General features: G+C 68.3%; 18 protein-coding genes. All 18 read right to left on the reverse strand.

Features of this window, described 5'->3' with window-relative positions:
• Window positions 1–11: 11 nt before the first annotated feature.
• Entirely contained in the window at window positions 12–1,208 is a 1,197-nt protein-coding gene (gene dxr, locus ACSQ1L_RS02605; protein ID WP_435991649.1) for a 1-deoxy-D-xylulose-5-phosphate reductoisomerase, read from the reverse strand.
• Complete coding sequence (locus tag ACSQ1L_RS02610; RefSeq protein WP_435991651.1) at window positions 1,205–2,020, reverse strand: phosphatidate cytidylyltransferase; 816 nt, start codon at window positions 2,018–2,020, stop codon at window positions 1,205–1,207. The genes dxr and ACSQ1L_RS02610 overlap by 4 nt, the downstream gene beginning before the upstream one ends.
• Complete coding sequence (gene uppS, locus ACSQ1L_RS02615; protein ID WP_435991653.1) at window positions 2,020–2,775, reverse strand: polyprenyl diphosphate synthase; 756 nt, start codon at window positions 2,773–2,775, stop codon at window positions 2,020–2,022. The genes ACSQ1L_RS02610 and uppS overlap by 1 nt, the downstream gene beginning before the upstream one ends.
• 32 nt (window positions 2,776–2,807) lie before the next feature.
• Complete coding sequence (frr, locus tag ACSQ1L_RS02620; RefSeq protein WP_435991655.1) at window positions 2,808–3,365, reverse strand: ribosome recycling factor; 558 nt, start codon at window positions 3,363–3,365, stop codon at window positions 2,808–2,810.
• Between the two features lie 29 nt (window positions 3,366–3,394).
• Window positions 3,395–4,138 carry a UMP kinase gene (gene pyrH / locus ACSQ1L_RS02625; RefSeq protein WP_435991657.1) on the reverse strand — a complete coding sequence of 248 codons (744 nt, stop codon included), beginning with the start codon at window positions 4,136–4,138 and terminating at the stop codon, window positions 3,395–3,397.
• Window positions 4,139–4,212: 74 nt separating this feature from the next.
• Complete coding sequence (locus ACSQ1L_RS02630; RefSeq protein ID WP_435991659.1) at window positions 4,213–5,886, reverse strand: ribonuclease J; 1,674 nt, start codon at window positions 5,884–5,886, stop codon at window positions 4,213–4,215.
• Window positions 5,883–6,665 (reverse strand): type III pantothenate kinase, encoded by a 783-nt coding sequence (locus ACSQ1L_RS02635; RefSeq protein WP_435991661.1) that lies wholly within the window; start codon window positions 6,663–6,665, stop codon window positions 5,883–5,885. Before ACSQ1L_RS02635 ends, ACSQ1L_RS02630 begins: the two co-directional genes overlap by 4 nt.
• Complete coding sequence (locus ACSQ1L_RS02640) at window positions 6,662–7,411, reverse strand: biotin--[acetyl-CoA-carboxylase] ligase (RefSeq protein ID WP_435991663.1); 750 nt, start codon at window positions 7,409–7,411, stop codon at window positions 6,662–6,664. Before ACSQ1L_RS02640 ends, ACSQ1L_RS02635 begins: the two co-directional genes overlap by 4 nt.
• 7 nt (window positions 7,412–7,418) lie before the next feature.
• A complete protein-coding gene (gene nuoN / locus ACSQ1L_RS02645; protein WP_435991665.1) occupies window positions 7,419–8,864 on the reverse strand; it encodes an NADH-quinone oxidoreductase subunit NuoN in 1,446 nt (481 codons plus the stop codon).
• Between the two features lie 7 nt (window positions 8,865–8,871).
• The gene (locus ACSQ1L_RS02650) at window positions 8,872–10,350 is read right to left on the reverse strand and encodes an NADH-quinone oxidoreductase subunit M (RefSeq protein ID WP_435992499.1); all 1,479 of its coding nucleotides are present in this window, start codon (window positions 10,348–10,350) and stop codon (window positions 8,872–8,874) included.
• Between the two features lie 11 nt (window positions 10,351–10,361).
• On the reverse strand, window positions 10,362–12,425 hold the full coding sequence (gene nuoL / locus ACSQ1L_RS02655; RefSeq protein ID WP_435991667.1) for an NADH-quinone oxidoreductase subunit L: 2,064 nt from the start codon (window positions 12,423–12,425) through the stop codon (window positions 10,362–10,364).
• Window positions 12,426–12,427: 2 nt separating this feature from the next.
• The gene (gene nuoK / locus ACSQ1L_RS02660; RefSeq protein ID WP_435991669.1) at window positions 12,428–12,736 is read right to left on the reverse strand and encodes an NADH-quinone oxidoreductase subunit NuoK; all 309 of its coding nucleotides are present in this window, start codon (window positions 12,734–12,736) and stop codon (window positions 12,428–12,430) included.
• A complete protein-coding gene (locus tag ACSQ1L_RS02665; protein ID WP_435991671.1) occupies window positions 12,736–13,362 on the reverse strand; it encodes an NADH-quinone oxidoreductase subunit J in 627 nt (208 codons plus the stop codon). Before ACSQ1L_RS02665 ends, nuoK begins: the two co-directional genes overlap by 1 nt.
• Before the next feature lie 74 nt (window positions 13,363–13,436).
• Window positions 13,437–13,928 (reverse strand): NADH-quinone oxidoreductase subunit NuoI, encoded by a 492-nt coding sequence (gene nuoI, locus ACSQ1L_RS02670; protein WP_435991673.1) that lies wholly within the window; start codon window positions 13,926–13,928, stop codon window positions 13,437–13,439.
• Window positions 13,928–14,152: a hypothetical protein gene (locus ACSQ1L_RS02675; RefSeq protein WP_435991675.1), complete on the reverse strand. Its 225-nt coding sequence runs from the start codon at window positions 14,150–14,152 to the stop codon at window positions 13,928–13,930. The genes nuoI and ACSQ1L_RS02675 overlap by 1 nt, the downstream gene beginning before the upstream one ends.
• A complete protein-coding gene (nuoH, locus tag ACSQ1L_RS02680; RefSeq protein WP_435991677.1) occupies window positions 14,149–15,213 on the reverse strand; it encodes an NADH-quinone oxidoreductase subunit NuoH in 1,065 nt (354 codons plus the stop codon). The genes ACSQ1L_RS02675 and nuoH overlap by 4 nt, the downstream gene beginning before the upstream one ends.
• A gap of 6 nt (window positions 15,214–15,219) precedes the next feature.
• Window positions 15,220–17,265 (reverse strand): NADH-quinone oxidoreductase subunit NuoG, encoded by a 2,046-nt coding sequence (gene nuoG, locus ACSQ1L_RS02685; protein ID WP_435991679.1) that lies wholly within the window; start codon window positions 17,263–17,265, stop codon window positions 15,220–15,222.
• The gene (locus tag ACSQ1L_RS02690; RefSeq protein ID WP_435991681.1) at window positions 17,265–17,765 is read right to left on the reverse strand and encodes a hypothetical protein; all 501 of its coding nucleotides are present in this window, start codon (window positions 17,763–17,765) and stop codon (window positions 17,265–17,267) included. Before ACSQ1L_RS02690 ends, nuoG begins: the two co-directional genes overlap by 1 nt.
• Between the last annotated feature and the right edge of the window lie 2 nt (window positions 17,766–17,767).

Consider the following 17,767-nt stretch of genomic DNA (forward strand, 5'->3'; position numbering starts at 1 on the left):
TCCTCCGCCGTTCAGGCCGCCGCGGCCAGACCCCGGACGATCGACTCCGCCTCTCGCCGCGCCTGCGCATCCACGGCCAGAGCCGCATCGCAGGCGTTGCGGGAACCGGAATCCACCCCCGACGCCGTTACGCGCGACAAGGTGTCGGCGACGACTGCGGCAATATTGAGAAAGCCCAGCCGGCGGTCAAGAAACGCCAGGGCCGCGACCTCGTTGGCCGCGTTGAACACGATGGGCGCCGAACCGCCCGCCCGGAGCGCCTGCCGGGCCAGTCCGAGGGCGGGAAACTGCGCCTCGTCCGGCGCCTCGAAGGTCAGCCGCCCCAACGCCGGGAGGTCCAGCCTGGGCGCCGGCCAGGCGATCCGTTCCGGCCAAGCCAGGGCGCAGGCGATCGGCGTCTTCATGTCCGGCGGGCCCAACTGCGCCAGGGTCGAACCGTCGACGTATTCGACGAGGCTGTGAATGATCGACTCGGGGTGGACCACCACGTCGATGCGGTCGGCCGGCATGTCGAACAGATAGGCCGCCTCGATCGCCTCCAGCCCCTTGTTGGCCATGGTGGCGCTGTCGACCGAGATCTTGGCGCCCATGCTCCAGTTGGGGTGGGCCACCGCCTGTTCAGGGGTGATGTCGGCCAGCGACTCGCGCGGCATGCCCCGGAACGGTCCGCCGGACGCGGTCAGGACCAGCTTCCGGACCTGGTGCGGGGCGTGATGCGGGAACACCTGGAAGATGGCCGAATGCTCGGAATCGACCGGGATCACGCTGCCGCCGGCCCGGCGCACGCGCTCGAGCAGGGCCGGACCGCAGCAGACCAGACTCTCCTTGTTGGCCAGCGCCAGGGTCGCGCCGGTGTCCGCCGCCGCCCAGGCGGAGCGCAGGCCCGCCGCGCCGACGATGGCGGCCATGACCCAGTCCACGGGCCGGGCGGCGGCCTCGATCACGGCGCCCTCCCCCGCCGCGGCCTCGACCCCGGTCCCGGCCAGCGCCTGCCGCAATTCGTCGAGACGGGCCGGATCGGCCGTGACCGCCAGTTTCGGCTTCCAGCGCCGGGCCTGTTCGGCTAGCCGCGCGATATTGGCGCCGCCGGTCAGGGCCTCGACCTCGAACGCTCCGGTCCCGGCCGCCTCGGCCTGGTCCATCAGATCCAGCGTCGAGGAGCCGACCGATCCGGTGGAGCCCAGGACGGTGACGCGGCGCCGGATCATGACCCCGCCCCGAACAGCACGAACAGCAGCCGGCCGCACGCCACCACGACGACGGCGAACATCAGCCCGTCGACCCGGTCCAGCAGGCCGCCGTGGCCCGGGATGAGCTTGCCCGCGTCCTTGACGCCATAGCGCCGCTTCAGGGCCGATTCCCAGAGATCGCCGGCCATGGTGGCCAGCGCCGCCCCGAGACCCAGCACCCCGCCCCAGACCGGTCCGATGCCCATGTCGAGGAAGGTCGCCAACAGCACGCCGGCCGCGGTCCCGGCCGCCAGTCCGCCGATGAAGCCGGACCAGGTCTTGTTGGGCGAGAAGCGCGGCCACAGCTTGCGGCCGCCGATCAGGCTGCCGACCAGATAGGCCATGATGTCCGAGGCCCAGGCGATAATGAAGGCCGAGACGGTCCACGCCAGACCGCTGGCTTCGGTTCCGTCGCGGAGCCAGATCAGCAGCACCGCCGGCCAGCCGAGATAGAGGACGCCATAGGCCGCATCCAGCGCCTCCTGGCCGCGGCTGCGCGCGAACAGGCCGGCGGCGGCGGCGCAGAAGACCAGCATCACCAGGGCCAGCGACAACTGCTCGACATGGGCCGAGATCACCGCCGCGAACAGGCCGAAGGCGACGGCCCCCGCCATGACCCGCCAGGCCGGGGCGGCGCTCATCATCGCCCACTCGATCGCCAGCAGCGCGCAGGCCAGCAACATCAGGGCGAGGAACCACAGGCCGCCGGCCCAGATGGCGATGACCGCCGCCGGAGCCAGCACCACGGCCGACGCGGCCCTGAGGCCTATGTCCCCGGCCCGAACCGCCATCAGCAGGCCGCGAGCGCCGGGGCGGCCGACAAGCCCCCGAAGCGCCGGTCACGGTTGCGGTATTGTTCGACGACGTCGGCGAGCGCTTTCGGGCCGTAATCCGGCCACAGCACGTTCTGGAAGACGAGTTCGGCGTAGGCGGCTTCCCACAGCAGGAAGTTGGACAGCCGCTGCTCGCCGGAGGTGCGGACGATGACGTCGACCGGCGGGCCGCCGGCGGTCGACAGCCCCTGCCCCAGCGTCTCCTCGTCCAGCGGACCCGTCGCCTGGCCCGCCAGCACCCGGTCGGCGTGGCGCTGGGCCGCCTCGACGATGTCGGCGCGGCCGCCGTAGTTGAAGGCCACCTGCAGCAGGAATTTGTCGTTGTGGGCGGTCGTCTCCTCGGCCCGCTCGATGATGGAGACGATGTCGGCGGGCAGACCGGCCCGGCTGCCCAGCACGCGAACCCGGACGCCCTCGCGCTCCAGCCGCTTCAGGTCGCTGGCGACATAGGAGCGGACCAGTCCCATCAGATCGGAGACTTCCTCGGCCGGCCGGCGCCAGTTCTCGGTCGAGAAGCCGAACACGGTCAGGCAGCGGATGCCGAGGGCCGGCGCGGCCTGCACCGTGCGCTTCAGGGCCTGGACGCCCTCGCGATGGCCGATGGTCCGCGGCAGGCCGCGCGCCTGCGCCCAGCGCCCATTGCCGTCCATGATCAGGGCGACGTGGCGGGGCCCTTCAGACGCGGGCGGGGACTCGGGGGGTTCGACGGGCATGACCGGCGCGTATCCTACGGCAAAACGCGCCGTCAAACCTGCATGATCTCAACTTCCTTGGCCTTCAAGGTCTCGTCGATCCGCTTGATGGCGGCGTCGGTGTCCTTCTGGACCTCGGCTTCCATCTTCTTCTGCTCGTCCTGGCTGATCTCCGAGGCCTTCTCGGCCTTCTTGAGATCGTCGTTGGCGTCGCGGCGGACGTTGCGGACGGCGATCTTCTGCTGCTCGGCGTATTTCCCGGCCAGCTTGGCCAGATCCTTGCGGCGCTCCTCGGTCAGCGGCGGGACCGGGATGCGCAGCGTCTGGCCGTCGACGATCGGGTTGAGGCCCAGGCCGGCGGCGCGGATGGCCTTCTCGACCGGCGTGACCATGCTCTTGTCCCAGACGCTGACCGAGATCATGCGCGGCTCGGGCACGCTGATCGCGGCGACCGAGTGAAGCGGCGACATCGAACCGTAGGCCTCGACCTGGACCGGCTCCAGCAGGCCGGCGTTGGCCCGGCCGGTGCGCAGGCCGGAGAACTCCTCCTTCAGCGCGGTGACCGCCCTGTCCATCCGATCGCGGTAGGTTTTGAGATCAGGCTTGGCCATGGTCTTTTCTCTCGTTCTTTAATGGCTTGTCAGGCTGATTTGGCTTTCGACGTGATGACCGTGAAGGTCCCCTCGCCGGTCAGGGTCTTGCGCAGGGAATTGTCCTCGCGGATCGAGAACACCACGATCGGAATGCCCGAGTCACGCATCAGGGCGATGGCCGAGGCGTCCATGACCTTGAGATCCTTCGCCAGCACGTCGTGATAGGTCAGGGTGTCGTAGCGGGTCGCCGACGGATCCTTCTTGGGATCGGCGGTGTAGACGCCGTCCACGCTGGTGCCCTTGAGCAGGGCGTCGCAGCCCATTTCCGCGGCCCGCAAGGCGGCCCCGGAATCCGTGGTGAAGAAGGGTGCGCCGACGCCGGCGGCGAAGATCACCACCCTTCCCTTCTCGAGGTGGCGCAGGGCCCGGCGGCGCACATAGGGCTCGGCCACGGCGTTCATGGTCAGGGCGCTCTGCACCCGCGTCTGGACGCCGATCTTCTCCAGCGCCGCCTGCATGGCCAGGGCGTTCATGACCGTGGCCAGCATGCCCATGTAGTCGGCGGTGGCGCGTTCCATGTCGCCGGCGGCCTTGGACAGGCCGCGGAAGATGTTGCCGCCGCCGATGACGAGGCAGATCTCGACGCCCTCGCGCGCCACCTGGGCCACGGCCCCGGCCACGGTGGCGACGGTCTTCATGTCGATGCCGTAGGGCTGATCACCCATCAGCACCTCGCCGGAGACCTTCAGCAGGACGCGCTTGTAGCGGAACTCGGGCGGGGCGGCGGGCATGGGACGTCCTTGGGCGGAGGAATCGGCTCCTTATAGGAAGCCCCGCCGTGGGTTCAAAGGCCTCACTGCCCCGATTACAGCCTCAGGATGACCGTCTCGACGATGGGGCGGCGGTCCCAGATCTGCTGGCTGGCCTTCTTGAGCGCCCGCGACACGGCCTGTTCGATGACCATCTCGTCCTGCAGCGCCTCGCCCTTCAGCTTCATCACCGCCGCTTCGGCCCGTTCGGCCAGGTCGTCGAGGGCGTCGCCCAGCGGCGATTCCGCGTCGCCCGGCAGGCCGATGGCGCGCACGTCGATGTCGCTGACGATCTTGCCGCGCCGGTCCATGGCGAAGCTGACGATCAGAACGCCGTTGGTCGAGGCGTGACGGCGCTCGTGCAGGGCCTCGCCCTGTTCGGTGACCAGACGGCCGCCGTCGACGTACAGCCGCCCGCTCGGAACCTCGTCGATGATCGCGGCGGGCCCCGGGGCCAGGCGGACCATGTCGCCGTTGCGGGGCGTGACCTGTTCGGGGACGCCCATGTCCTTCGCCAGATTGGCGTGCTCGGCCAGGTGCCGGCGCATGCCATGGGTGGGGACGGAGATTTTCGGCCGCGCCCAGGCGTACATCTGGCGCAGTTCGTCGCGGCAGGGGTGGCCCGAGACGTGGATGCCGCGGTGATCCTTCTCGGTGTACATACGCACGCCGCGGTCGGCGAGCTTGTCCTGCAGCCGGCCGACAGCCAGCTCGTTGCCGGGGATGACCCGCGACGAGAAGATGCAGTGATCGCCGTTGCTCAGCTTGATGTAGGGGTGGGTCCCCTCGGCGACGCGCGACAGGGCCGCCCTCGCCTCGCCCTGGCTGCCGGTGCACAGGTACAGTATCTCGTCGGCGGGCCAGACCCGGGCCTCCTGTTCGGACAGGAAGGGCTTGATGTCGTTGAGCATGCCGACGTGCTTGGCCGCCGCGGTGATGCGGTGCATCGACCGGCCGGCCAGCGAGACGCGCCGCCCGGCGGCCTCCGCGGCGCGGATCACGCTGTCCATGCGGGCGACGTTGGAGGCGAAACAGCCGACCGCGATCCGGCCTTTCAGCCCGCCGATCAACTCGGTCAGGGCGTCGCGCACCATGCCCTCCGAGCCCGCCGAGCCCTCGACGAAGACGTTCGTCGAGTCGCAGACCATGGCCAGAATGCCCTCGTCGCCGAGGCGCGAGATGGCCTTGGCGTCGGTGACGCCGCCGATGATCGGGTCGTCGTCGATCTTCCAGTCGCCGGTGTGCAGGACCGTGCCCAGCGGGGTCCGGATGGCCAGGCCGTTCGGCTCGGCGATCGAATGGGTCATGGTGACCATGGTCACCTGGAACGGGCCCAGGTCGATGGTCCCGCCCAGCGGCACCTCGATCAGCTTGACCTGGTCGAGGATGCCCGCCTCGCGCAGCTTTTCGCGGATCAGGTAGGCGGTGAAGGGCGTGGCGTACAGCGGCGCCTTCATGCGCGACCACAGCCAGCCGAGGGCGCCGATATGGTCCTCATGGGCGTGGGTCAGCACGATGCCGCGGATGGTCTCGCCCTCGAGGAAGGCCGGGTCGGGCACGATGACGTCCACGCCCGGCGTCGACAGGTCGCCGAAGGTCACGCCGACATCGACCACGATCCACTCGCGGTTCGCCTCGGGGCCGTAGCCGTACAGATTCAGGTTCATACCGATTTCGCCCGACCCGCCCAGCGGCAGGAAGACGAACTCGTCGTTGGATTGCTTTTTCATACGTCCTTGAGATGGGTGTTCCGCCGCCAGATTTCGAGAAGGCCGCGGATGGTCAGGTCCGGATCGAACCGGTCGATGGATGTGGTGGCCCCTTCGAACAGCGAAGCGACGCCGCCGGTGCCGATGACGGTCATGGGCTTGCCCCACTCCGCCTTGATGCGCGCGACCAGGCCCTCGATCAGGGCGACATAGCCCCAGAAGACGCCCGATTGCATGTTGGAGACGGTGTCCTTGCCGATCACCCGTTCCGGCTTCTGGATGGCGATGCGGGGCAACATTGCGGCGGCCTCGTGCAGGGCCTGCAGCGACAGGTTGATGCCGGGCGCGATGACCCCGCCCTCGAAGGCCCCGTCGGCGGCGACCACGTCGAAGGTCGTGGCGGTGCCGCTGTCGATGACGATCAGGTCGCCGGGGTAGACCAGATGCGCCCCGATGGCGTTGACCAGCCGGTCCGCCCCCGCCTCGCTCGGCTTGAGGATCCGCACCGGCATGCCGAGTTCGACATTGTCGCCGATGACCAGCGGCTCGACGTTCAGATAGCGCCGCGACAGGTTGCGCAGGTTGAAGATCGACTGCGGCACCACGCTGGAGATGATGCAGCCGTCCAGCGCCCCCAGCTTCAGGTCGTGCATCGACAGCAGCTGGCTCAGCCAGACGGCGTATTCGTCGGCGGTGCGGCTGCTCTCGGTGGCGGTGCGCCACTGGGCGATCCAGTCCGCGCCGTCATGCACCGCGAACAGGGTGTTGGTGTTGCCTTGCTCGATCGCCAGAAGCATCACGCGGCCTCCCCGAAGAATACGTCGCCGGCCGAGATCAGCCGTAGCGTGCCGTCCGCCAGCCGGAGCCTGAGCGCGCCGTCGGCGGCCACGCCCTCGGCCCGGCCCTCGACGGTTTCGTGACCCAGACGCGCGACGGCGGGACCGTCCAGACCGGGCGTCCGGGCGCGCCACGCATCCAGAACCGGCTCGAAGCCAAGGCTTTCCCAGCGCTCCAGCCAGATGGCGAAGGCCCCGGCCAGCCGGCCGGCGGCGATCTCGACGGAGGGCGGGGCGTTGACGTCGCCGCGCAGATGGTGGGCCAGCGCCGTCGCCGGTCGCTCGGTCCCGGCCGGGGCGTGGGCCAGGTTGACCCCGATCCCCACCGCCAGCCACAGGCCGCCGGACGGATGGGCTCCGGACTCGACCAGCACGCCGGAGGCCTTGTCGCCCGCCAGCATCACGTCATTGGGCCATTTGATCGTCACCAGCGACGGCGGCGCGAAGGCGTCCAGCAGGTCGGCCACGGCCAGCGCCGCGACGAAGGTGACCTGCGCGGCCTCGGCCGGCGCTTTGCGCGTGGTCATCAGCAGGGTGGCGAACAGATTGCCGGTGTCGCTCTCCCACGCCCGGCCCCTCCGCCCCCGGCCGCCGGTCTGGCGGCGGGCGGCGATCCACAGCGGGCCGGTTTCGCCCGCCTCGGCCCGACGGCGGGCCTCCGCATTGGTGGAGTCGATCTGGTCGAGCAGCAGGAGGGGCGCGGCGGGCATGAACGCCCTACCCGGCTCCGAAACCGACGGCGGCGGCCGAGGTGAGCGGCTGCAGCCAGGTCAGGCCGACGATGACCAGCGGGAAGGCGAAGGCGGCGCAGGCCCAGGCGATGGTCTTCGCTTCCACCGGCGCCCTGTCGGTGGCCGGCTGGCCCTCGGGGGCCGGATCGAACCACATCAGCTTGATGATGCGCAGATAGTAGAAGCCGGCCACGACCGAGGCCACCAGACCGGCGGCGCCGACCATCCAGTAGCCCGCGTCGGCGGCGGCGCCGAACACGGCCCACTTGCCCCAGAAGCCCGACAACGGCGGCATGCCCAGCACCGAAAGGCAGAGCACGGTCAGCGCCAGGGTGGTCACCGGCCGCTCCTTCCGCAGCCCTGCGAAGTCCGCGATCGTGCGGATCGGACGGCCGTTGCGGCCGAGCGACAGCAGGATGGCGAAGAAGCCGAACTGGTCGATGACGTACAGGGTCATGAACAGCAGCATCGACTGCACGCCCAGCGTCGTGCCGGCGGCGATGCCGAGCAGGGCGTAGCCGATGTTGGCGATCGACGAATAGGCCAGCAGGCGCTGGAAATCACGCTGCACCAGGCCGCCGAAGGCGCCGACCGCGAACGAGATCAGCGAGATCAGGATCAGCACCTGGGACCACTGGTCGTGCGACCCGGCGAAGGCGCCTTCCAGCGTGCGGGCGATCAGCACCATGGCCGCCACCTTGGGGGCGGTCGAGAACAGGGCCACGACCGGCGTCGGCGCGCCCTCGTAAACGTCCGGCGTCCACATGTGGAACGGCGCGGCCGAGACCTTGAAGGCCAGGCCGCAGATCAGGAACACCAGGCCGAAGATCAGGCCGGTCGACGGGTTGGCCGCGGCGTAGGCGGCGATCTCGTCGAAGCGCATCGAGCCGGCGAAGCCGTAGATCAGGCTGGCGCCGTACAGCAGCAGGCCCGACGACAGGGCGCCGAGCACGAAATACTTCAGCCCCGCCTCGGACGCCTTGAGATCGTCGCGGTGGAAGGCGGCCAGCACATAGAGGGCCAACGAATGCAGCTCGATGCCGACGTAGAGCGAGATCAGGTCGCCCGACGAGGCCATCATGCCCATGCCCGCCGAGGCCAGCACGATCAGGATCGGATATTCGAAGCGGGCGATGCGCATGCGCCGCATCCAGCCGTCGCCGAGCACGATGGCCACGGCGCTGGACAGGAAGATCAGCGCCTTGCCGTAGACGGCCAGCGGGTCGGCCACATAGGCGCCGTTGAAGGCCTGGCCGAGCGGGCCGGTCACCGCCAGCGCCGTGGCGCCGAGCAGCAGCAGGACCGACAGCGCCGAAACCAGCCGCGCGCTCTTCTCGCCGATGAAGGCGCCGATCATCAGCAGCACGAGGCCGCCGACCGCGAGGGCGGCTTCCGAAGCCGAGAGGTGAAGGGCGGAGATCAGATCAGGCATCATGGTCTCACCCGCCAATCGCAAGTTGATAGGCGGAGGTCAGGGCCTCGACCGAGGCGTTGGTGTAGTCCAGCACCAGGCCCGGCTGGACGCCCAGCCAGATCGTGCCGAGGATCAGCGGGACGAAGATCAGCAGCTCGCGCCTGTCGACGTCGGTAATGGCCTTCATCGCCGGGTTGGTGATCTCGCCGAACATGACGTTGCGGTACAGGGTCAGGGCGTAGACCGCCGAGAAGATCACGCCCGAGGCCGCGAACAGGGCCGTCCAGGTCGAGACCTGGTAGACGCCGGTCATGGTCAGGATCTCGCCGATGAAGCCCGAGGTGCCGGGCAGGCCGACGTTGGCCATGGTGAACAGCATGAAGATGGCCGCGAACCACGGCATCCGCGCCGTCAGTCCGCCGTAGAGGGCGATCTCGCGGGTGTGCATGCGGTCGTAGACCACGCCGACGCAGAGGAAGAGCGCGCCCGAGATCAGGCCGTGGCTCAGCATCTGGAACACCGCGCCCTGCACGCCCTGATCGTTGCCCGCGAAGATGCCCATGGTCACGAAGCCCATGTGCGCCACCGACGAATAGGCGATCAGCTTCTTCATGTCGGTCTGCCGGAAGGCGACCAGCGAGGTGTAGACGATGGCGATCGCCGACAGGGCGAAGACCAGCGGCGCGAACATCTGCGACGCCTGCGGGAACATCGGCAGGTTGAACAGGATGAAGCCGTAGCCGCCCAGCTTCAGCAGGATGCCGGCCAGGATGACCGAGCCCGCCGTGGGCGCCTGCACGTGGGCGTCCGGAAGCCAGGTGTGGACCGGCCACATCGGCATCTTGACCGCGAACGAGGCGAAGAAGGCCAGCCAGAGCAATGGCTGAGCCTCCGGCGCGAAGGCGAAGGTCTTCAGCTCGGGGATGCTGGTGGTGCCGGCGACGTGGGACATCCACAGCATGGCCAGCAGCATCAGGACGGACCCTAGCAGGGTGTAGAGGAAGAATTTGTAGGCCGCGTAGATGCGGTTCGCCCCGCCCCACACCCCGATGATGATGAACATCGGCACCAGGGTGCCTTCGAAGAAGATGTAGAACAGGAACAGGTCCAGCGCCGTGAACACCCCGATGCACAGCGTCTCCAGCACCAGGAAGGCGATCATGTAGTCGACCACCCGTTCCTTGATCGTGCTCCAGCTGGCCAGGATGCACAGCGGCATCAGGAAGGCGGTCAGCAGCACGAACAGGACCGAAACCCCGTCGACGCCGAGGTGATATTCCGCGCCGGCGAACCAGACGTAGCGCTCGACGAACTGATAGGCCGCGCTCGAGGTGTCGACGCCCGCGACCAGCACCGCCGAGACGGCGAGCGTGACCACGGTGGTCGCCAGCGCGATCCAGCGCGCGGCGCCGGCGGCCTCGCCCTTGCCGAGCAGGCGGGCGAGCAGGATCAGGCCCGCGCCGACCAGCGGCAGGAAGGTGACGACGCTGAGGATGAAGGGGATCTGGGGCAAGATCAGGCTCCCCACGCATAGATGGCGAAGGCGAGGAAACCGGCCACGCCGAGCAGCATCACGAACGCATAGTGATAGACATAGCCGGACTGGATCTTGCCCAGTCGGGCGGCGGATTTCAGCGAGGCCCAGGCCGCGCCGTTCGGGCCGAGGCCGTCGATCAGCTTGACGTCGCCGATCTTCCAGAACAGGTCGCCGACCGCCTTGGCGCCGCGCACGAAGACGAAGTCGTACAGCTCGTCGAAATACCACTTGTTGTAGAGGAAGCGGTAGATCAGCCCGCCGCGCTCGGCCATGCGGCGCGCCATGCCTTCCTTCAGGACATAGAGCCAGAAGGCCGCGAACGTCCCGATCAGCGTCAGCACCAGCGGCGACCAGACCACCCAGGTCGGCACGCCGTGGGCGTCGTGCAGGACGTGATTGTGCGGACCGTTGAAGATGGCGCCGCGCCAGAACTCGCCCTCGTGATGGCCGGTGAAGAACGGCTCGAACAGGAAGCCGGCGGCGATCGCGCCGACCGACAGCACCAGCAGCGGCACGATCATCACCCATGGGCTCTCGTGCGGCTTCAGCGGGCCGTGGTGCGCGTGGTCATCGTCGGCCAAGGGCTCGGAGTGGGTCTCGAGCTGGGCGTGCGAGGCGTGGTCATCCGCGTGGTGCGTCCCCTCCTCCTTCCACACAGGCTTGTTGTGGAAGGTCATGAAGATCAGCCGCCACGAATAGTAGGCGGTCAGACCGGCGGCGAAGATGCCGACGAGGAAGGCGAACAGGCCCATGGCCGAGTGGCCCGAAGCCGCCGCCGCCCAGGCGCTCTCGATGACGATGTCCTTGGAGTAGAAGCCGGCGAAGCCGCCGATCCCGGGAATGCCGAGACCGGTGATGGCGATGGTGCCGATGGTCATCACGCCATAGGTGATCGGCAGCAGCTTCCAAAGCCCGCCCATCTGCCGCATGTCCTGTTCGTGGTGCATGCCGTGGATCACCGAACCGGCGCCCAGGAACAGCAGCGCCTTGAAGAAGGCGTGGGTGAACAGGTGGAACATGGCCGCCTCGTAGGCGCCCACGCCGGCGGCGAAGAACATGTAGCCGAGTTGCGAACAGGTCGAATAGGCGATGACCCGCTTGATGTCGTTCTGGGCCAGGCCGACGGTGGCCGCGAACAGGGCCGTCACCGCGCCCGTGAGGGCGATCACCGACGAGGCCAGCGGCGCAGACTCGAAGATCGGCGACAGCAGGCAGACCATGTAGACGCCGGCCGTGACCATGGTCGCGGCGTGGATCAGGGCCGACACCGGGGTCGGGCCCTCCATGGCGTCGGGCAGCCAGGTGTGCAGGAAGAACTGGGCCGACTTGCCCATGGCGCCGATGAACAGCAGCACCCCGGCGAGGTCGAGCGCGGACCAGGTGTGGCCGATGAACTCCCAGCCCGTCCCTTCGCGCGCGGCGATCATCGGGAACAGCTCGGCGAACTCGATGGTGCCGAACATCCAGAAGACGGTGAAGATGCCGAGGGCGAAGCCGAAGTCGCCCACCCGGTTGACCACGAAGGCCTTGATGGCGGCGGCGCTGGCGGTGGATTTCTTGTACCAGAAACCGATCAGCAGATAGGACGCCAGCCCGACCCCTTCCCAGCCGAAGAACAGCTGCATGAAGTCGGCGGCGGTGACCAGCGCCAGCATGGCGAAGGTGAACAGCGACAGATAGGCGAAGAACCGCGGCTTGTCCGGGTCCTCGGCCATGTAGCCCCAGCTGTAGAGGTGGACCAGCGACGACACGCTGGTGACCACGACCAGCATCACCGCCGACAGGGCGTCGACGCGGATCGACCAGTTCGACTGGAACTCGCCGACGTGGATGAAGGGCGCGATGTGGACCGTGAACGGCTCCAGATGACCCCAGGTCCACTGGCTGAAGACCATCCAGGCGATGGCGCATGAGACGAACAGCAGGCCGGTGGTGATGGACTTGGACAGCAGGTCGCCCAGCCGGCGGCCGGACAGGCCGACGACGAGGGCGCCGAGCAGCGGGGCGAAGACGCCGAGAGTGACGAGAAGCTCGAGGTTCACGATCAGCCCTTCATGACCGAGGCGTCGTCGACGGCGATGTCGCCGCGATTACGGAAGAAGGTCACCAGAATGGCCAGGCCGACGGCGGCTTCGGCCGCGGCGACGGTCAGCACGAACATGGCCATGACCTGACCGGATATGTCGTTCAGGTAGGCCGAGAAGGCGACGAAATTGATGTTCACCGCCAGCAGGATCATCTCGATCGACATCAGGATGATGATGACGTTCTTGCGGTTCACGAAGATGCCGAAGACGCCGATGGTGAACAGGATGGCGCCGACCGCCAGGTAGTGGGCGAGCGTGATTTCCATCAGACCAGATCCTCTGCGGAGACGCCGGCGCCGCTGACCGCGCCCTTGACCTCGACGGCCGTCTTCCGGTCGCGGTTGATCTGGTCGTGGGCGTTCTGGCGCTTGACGTTGGGCTTGTGGCGCAGGGTCAGGACAATGGCGCCGATCATCGCGATCAGCAGCACGATCCCCGCCGCCTGGAAGATGTAGACGTAGTCGGTGTAGAGCACCCGCCCGATGGCCTCGGCGTTGGTCACGCCGGCGGTGGCGACGGCCGGGCCGGTCGCATCGGAGGCGGCGCCGCCATTTACGACGACCAGCGAAATCATGATCATCTCGGCCAGCAGCACGCCGGCGACGATCGCCGCCAGCGGCAGGTAGCGGGCATAGCCCTCGCGCAGCCGCACGAAGTCGACGTCCAGCATCATGACCACGAACAGGAACAGCACCGCGACGGCGCCGACGTAGACCACGACCAGCAGCATCGCCAGGAACTCCGCGCCGAGCAGCACGAACAGTCCCGCCGACGAGAAGAAGGTCAGGATCAGCCACAGCACGCTGTGCACGGGGTTCTTCGCGGTGACGACCATCAGGCCGCCCACCACGGCCACCGCCGCCAGCAGGTAGAAGGCGATTCCTTGCAACATCTGAGGCCTGCGCCCCTTTCGGTTATGGGCGGCGACCCCTTCCGGAATCGCCCTGCCCGTTCAGCGGTTGCGCCTTAGCGGTAAGGCGCGTCGAGTTCCAGATTCTTCGCGATCAGCCGTTCCCAGCGATCGCCGTTCGAGAGCAGGCGTTCCTTGTCGTAGAGCAGCTCTTCCCGGGTCTCGACGGTGAATTCCGAGTTCGGGCCCTCGACGATGGCGTCCACCGGGCAGGCCTCCTGGCACAGGCCGCAGTAGATGCATTTGACCATGTCGATGTCGTAGCGGGTCGTGCGGCGGCTGCCGTCGGCGCGCGGCTCGGACTCGATGGTGATGGCCTGGGCCGGGCAGATGGCTTCGCACAGCTTGCAGGCGATGCAGCGCTCTTCACCGTTGGGATAGCGACGCAGGGCGTGCTCGCCGCGGAAGCGCGGCGACTGCGGGTTGCGCTCGAACGGATAGTTCACGGTGGCCTTGGGCCGCGCCATGTACTTCAGCGACAGGCCGATGGCGCCGAGGGTGTCGAGTTGCATCGCCCCCTTCGCGGCCTGGACGAGACGGGTGAACATCAGCTTTCTACTCCCCGGACGCCGCGGCACAGCTCGTCCTTGCGCGGGTCCTCATCCTTGGTGATGCGGCACAGGCGTTCGCGTTCGGCCTGTTCGCGCTCGATCGCCTGCTGGCGCCGCTCCCATTGGTAGACCGAGACCGGCTCGGGCTCGTAGACCGGGACGGTGCAGGCGCCCGTCGCGACGGCGGCGAGCAGGACGGTCAGGGTCAGCAGCCGGCTCATGCGCCCACTCCGAACACCCGCCAGGCGGCGACGACCACCACGGCGACCAGCGAGGTCGGCAGGAAGATCTTCCAGCCCAGCCGCATCAGCTGGTCGTAGCGATAGCGGGGCACGAAGGCCTTCACCATGGCGATCACGGCGAACCAGAAGACGATCTTGCTGAAGAAGACCAGGAAGTAGAACAGGTTGGCCAGGAATTCGGGCCAGTCGTTGAGGAAGTCGGTCGGGAAGCCCGGATTCCAGCCGCCGAAGAACAGCAGGCTGATCATGGCGCACATGAAGACGATGTTGGCGTATTCGCCGATCATGAACAGCAGGTACGGCGTCGAGCTGTATTCGACCTGATAGCCGGCCACGAGCTCGGACTCCGCCTCGGGCAGGTCGAACGGCGGCCGGTTGGTTTCCGCCAGGGCCGAGACGAAGAAGATGATCGCCATCGGGAACATCACCACGATGGTCGGCCAGGTGTCGGCGCCGCCGCCGAAGGCGAACCAGTTCCAGATCCAGTCGCCCTGCTGGGTGACGATCCGGGTCAGGTTCATCGTCCCGGACAGCACGATGACGTTGACGATCACCAGGCCGATCGAAACCTCGTAGGACACCATCTGCGCCGCCGATCGCAGCGACCCCAGGAACGGGTATTTCGAGTTCGAGGCCCAGCCGCCCATGATGATGCCGTAGACGCCCAGCGAGCTGATCGCGAAGATGTAGAGGATGCCGACGTTGAGGTCGGAGACGACCCAGCCCGGCGCGAACGGGATGGCCGCCCAGGCGATGAAGGCCAGGATGAAGGTCAGCAGCGGGGCCAGCAGGAAGATCACCTTGTCGGCCCCGGCCGGAACGACGATCTCCTTCAGGACGAATTTGAAGAAGTCGGCGAACGACTGCAGCAGACCGAACGGCCCCACCACGTTGGGGCCTTTGCGCATCTGCACGCCCGCCCAGATCTTGCGGTCGGCCAGCAGCAGGAAGGCCAGCGAGATCAGGATGCCGACGGTGACGAGCAGGATGCCGCCGGCGGTGGCGAGGGTCCATCCCAGAGGCGTGGTCCAGAAATCCATCGGGCCTTACTCCGCCGCCATCGCGACCGGGGCCACCCGCAGGGCGGACAGCTCGGCCATGGTCACGCTGGCGCGCGCGATCGGGTTGTTGAGGTAGGGGTCGCGGACCGCCGTGTGGAAGGCGACGTCGCCGAGATCGCCCTTGCGGCCCAGCGAACCGACGTCAAACGCCGCCGGGGCCGGCAAGTAGTCGATGCGGCCGAAGGTCGGGTGGTCCGCCATCAGCTTCGAACGCAGGGCGTCCAGGGTGTCGTACGGCAGGGTCTGGCCGACCAGCGCCGACAGGGCGCGCAGGATGGCCCAGTCGTCCTTGGCCTGGCCCTTCGGGAAGACGGCGCGTTCGGCGATCTGCACGCGGCCCTCGGTGTTGACGTAGAGACCCGGCTTTTCGGTGTAGGCGGCCCCCGGCAGGATGACGTCGGCGCCGTGCGCGCCGCGGTCGCCGTGGCTGCCCAGATAGACGCGGAAGGCCTTCGACTTCGACGGATCGATCTCGTCGGCGCCGAGCAGGAACAGCACGTCCAGCGCGCCCTTGGCGACCATCTGGGCGGCGGTCAGACCGCCCTCGCCCGGAACGAAGCCCATGTCGAGGCCGGCGACGCGCGACGCCGCGGTGTGCAGCACGTTGAAGCCGTTCCAGCCCTCGGTCACCACGCCGACCTTCTTCGCCAGCGCGCCGAGCGCGTTCAGCACGGCGGGCCCGGTCTCGCCCGTCAGCGCGCCGGAGCCGACAATGATCGCCGGCCGTTCGGCCTTGGTGAGGAAGTCCATCGCCGCCTTGGGCAGCTTGGCCAGCGTCTTCGAGCCGGCGCCGAGCCAGTTGTAATCGAAGGTCAGGTTGGCCTGTTCGCCGATCACGCCGACCTGGGTCTTGCCGGTCAGCCAGGCCTTGCGCAGGCGGGCGTTGAGCAACGGTGCCTCGGTGCGGGGGTTGGCCCCGACGATCAGGATGGCGTCCGCGTTTTCAATGCCTTGCAGGCCGGAGTTGAACAGCCACCCCTCGCGCGGGCCCTGCCCGAGGGCGGCCCCGTCCTGGCGGCAGTCGGTGTTGGCCGATCCCAGCGCGCGGAACAGGTCCAGCGCCGCCTTCATCGACTCCGCGTCCTGCAGGTCGCCGGCGATCACGCCGATCTTCTCCGGCTTCGCGGCCTTGATCTTCCCCGCCACGACGGCGAGCGCCTCTTCCCACGACGCCGCGCGCAGCTTGCCGTTCTCGCGCACGTACGGCCGATCGAGGCGCTGGCGCTGCAGGCCGTCGACGGCATAGCGGCTGATGTCCGACAGCCACTCCTCGTTGACGCCCTCGTTGACCCGCGGCAGCACGCGCATGACCTCCGGCCCGCGCGCGTCGACGCGGATGTTCGAGCCGAGCGCGTCCATGACGTCGATCGATTCGGTCTTCTTCAGCTCCCACGGGCGGTAGTGGTACTGCCACGGCCGGTGGGTCAGGGCGCCGACCGGGCACAGGTCGTTGACGTTGCCCGACAGTTCGCTGTCGACCGCCTTCTCCAGATAGGTCGTGATCTCGGCGTCCTCGCCGCGCGAGATCATGCCGATGTCAGGAACTCCAGCGACTTCCGTCACGAACCTCACGCAACGGGTGCACTGAATGCACCGCGTCATGAAGGTCTTGATGGTCGGCCCCATGTTCTTTTCTTCGACCGCGCGCTTGTTCTCCGCATAGCGCGAGCCGTCACGGCCATAGCCCATGGCCTGATCCTGCAGGTCGCATTCGCCGCCCTGGTCGCAGATCGGGCAGTCCAGCGGGTGGTTGATGAGCAGGAACTCCATCACCCCTTCCCGCGCCTTCTTGACCATCGGCGTGTCGGTGAAGATCTCCTGGCCCTCGGCGGCCGGCAGGGCGCACGAGGCCTGCGGCTTCGGCGGTCCGGGCTTCACCTCGACCAGGCACATGCGGCAGTTGCCGGCGATCGACAGCCGCTCGTGATAGCAGAAGCGCGGAATCTCGTGCCCGGCGCGCTCGGCGACCTGCAGCACGGTCATGCCGGGCTCGAACTCGGTTTCTACGCCGTTGACCTTGGCGACGGGCATCAGCGGGCCTCTTGCTCAGACGCCGCGGAATAGGTTTCCGTGGCGGTCGTCCCATCCGGGAGCGTCGTGTTGATGGTGATGGCCTCGCCGTCAAGGACGAAGCGCGTCACCGGATCGCCGGACTGGTTCATCCAGCGGTTCTGGTTGGGGCCCGAGGCCTCCAGCGGCTTCCAGGTGATCAGGTCGCCCTCGACCCGGCACTGGGCCCGGCGGCGTCCGCCGTCGACCGGGGCGCGCCACGAGGCGCTGACCACGTCGCCTTCCAGCCCGTCGATCGAGATATCCGTCAGCGCCTGGCCATGGATCCCGGCCAGGCCGGCGCGGCAGACGCGGCGCAGATCGGCGGCGTCGAGCACCGTCGGCGCGGCCGGGGCGGCGTCTGTCGCCTCCGGAGGCGTGGCCGACACGGCCTCGGCCGGCGTCGGCGCGGGCTCGTCCGGCCGGTCGCCGCAGGCGGCGAGGGAGAGGGAGGCGAGCATCAGGACGGCGATCCGGCCCATCG

Origin of the sequence: Brevundimonas sp. LjRoot202 (genome assembly GCF_964253355.1) — a bacterium.
Classification (GTDB): domain Bacteria; phylum Pseudomonadota; class Alphaproteobacteria; order Caulobacterales; family Caulobacteraceae; genus Brevundimonas.

What these genes read in the sequence shown, in the direction of transcription:
- dxr (WP_435991649.1), bottom strand. Translation starts at nt 1,208, where the DNA reads ATGATCCGGCGCCGCGTCACCGTCCTGGGCTCCACCGGATCGGTCGGC.
- ACSQ1L_RS02610 (WP_435991651.1), bottom strand. Translation starts at nt 2,020, where the DNA reads ATGGCGGTTCGGGCCGGGGACATAGGCCTCAGGGCCGCGTCGGCCGTG.
- uppS (WP_435991653.1), bottom strand. Translation starts at nt 2,775, where the DNA reads ATGCCCGTCGAACCCCCCGAGTCCCCGCCCGCGTCTGAAGGGCCCCGC.
- frr (WP_435991655.1), bottom strand. Translation starts at nt 3,365, where the DNA reads ATGGCCAAGCCTGATCTCAAAACCTACCGCGATCGGATGGACAGGGCG.
- pyrH (WP_435991657.1), bottom strand. Translation starts at nt 4,138, where the DNA reads ATGCCCGCCGCCCCGCCCGAGTTCCGCTACAAGCGCGTCCTGCTGAAG.
- ACSQ1L_RS02630 (WP_435991659.1), bottom strand. Translation starts at nt 5,886, where the DNA reads ATGAAAAAGCAATCCAACGACGAGTTCGTCTTCCTGCCGCTGGGCGGG.
- ACSQ1L_RS02640 (WP_435991663.1), bottom strand. Translation starts at nt 7,411, where the DNA reads ATGCCCGCCGCGCCCCTCCTGCTGCTCGACCAGATCGACTCCACCAAT.
- nuoN (WP_435991665.1), bottom strand. Translation starts at nt 8,864, where the DNA reads ATGCCTGATCTGATCTCCGCCCTTCACCTCTCGGCTTCGGAAGCCGCC.
- nuoK (WP_435991669.1), bottom strand. Translation starts at nt 12,736, where the DNA reads ATGGAAATCACGCTCGCCCACTACCTGGCGGTCGGCGCCATCCTGTTC.
- ACSQ1L_RS02665 (WP_435991671.1), bottom strand. Translation starts at nt 13,362, where the DNA reads ATGTTGCAAGGAATCGCCTTCTACCTGCTGGCGGCGGTGGCCGTGGTG.
- nuoI (WP_435991673.1), bottom strand. Translation starts at nt 13,928, where the DNA reads ATGTTCACCCGTCTCGTCCAGGCCGCGAAGGGGGCGATGCAACTCGAC.
- ACSQ1L_RS02675 (WP_435991675.1), bottom strand. Translation starts at nt 14,152, where the DNA reads ATGAGCCGGCTGCTGACCCTGACCGTCCTGCTCGCCGCCGTCGCGACG.
- nuoH (WP_435991677.1), bottom strand. Translation starts at nt 15,213, where the DNA reads ATGGATTTCTGGACCACGCCTCTGGGATGGACCCTCGCCACCGCCGGC.
- nuoG (WP_435991679.1), bottom strand. Translation starts at nt 17,265, where the DNA reads ATGCCCGTCGCCAAGGTCAACGGCGTAGAAACCGAGTTCGAGCCCGGC.
- ACSQ1L_RS02690 (WP_435991681.1), bottom strand. Translation starts at nt 17,765, where the DNA reads ATGGGCCGGATCGCCGTCCTGATGCTCGCCTCCCTCTCCCTCGCCGCC.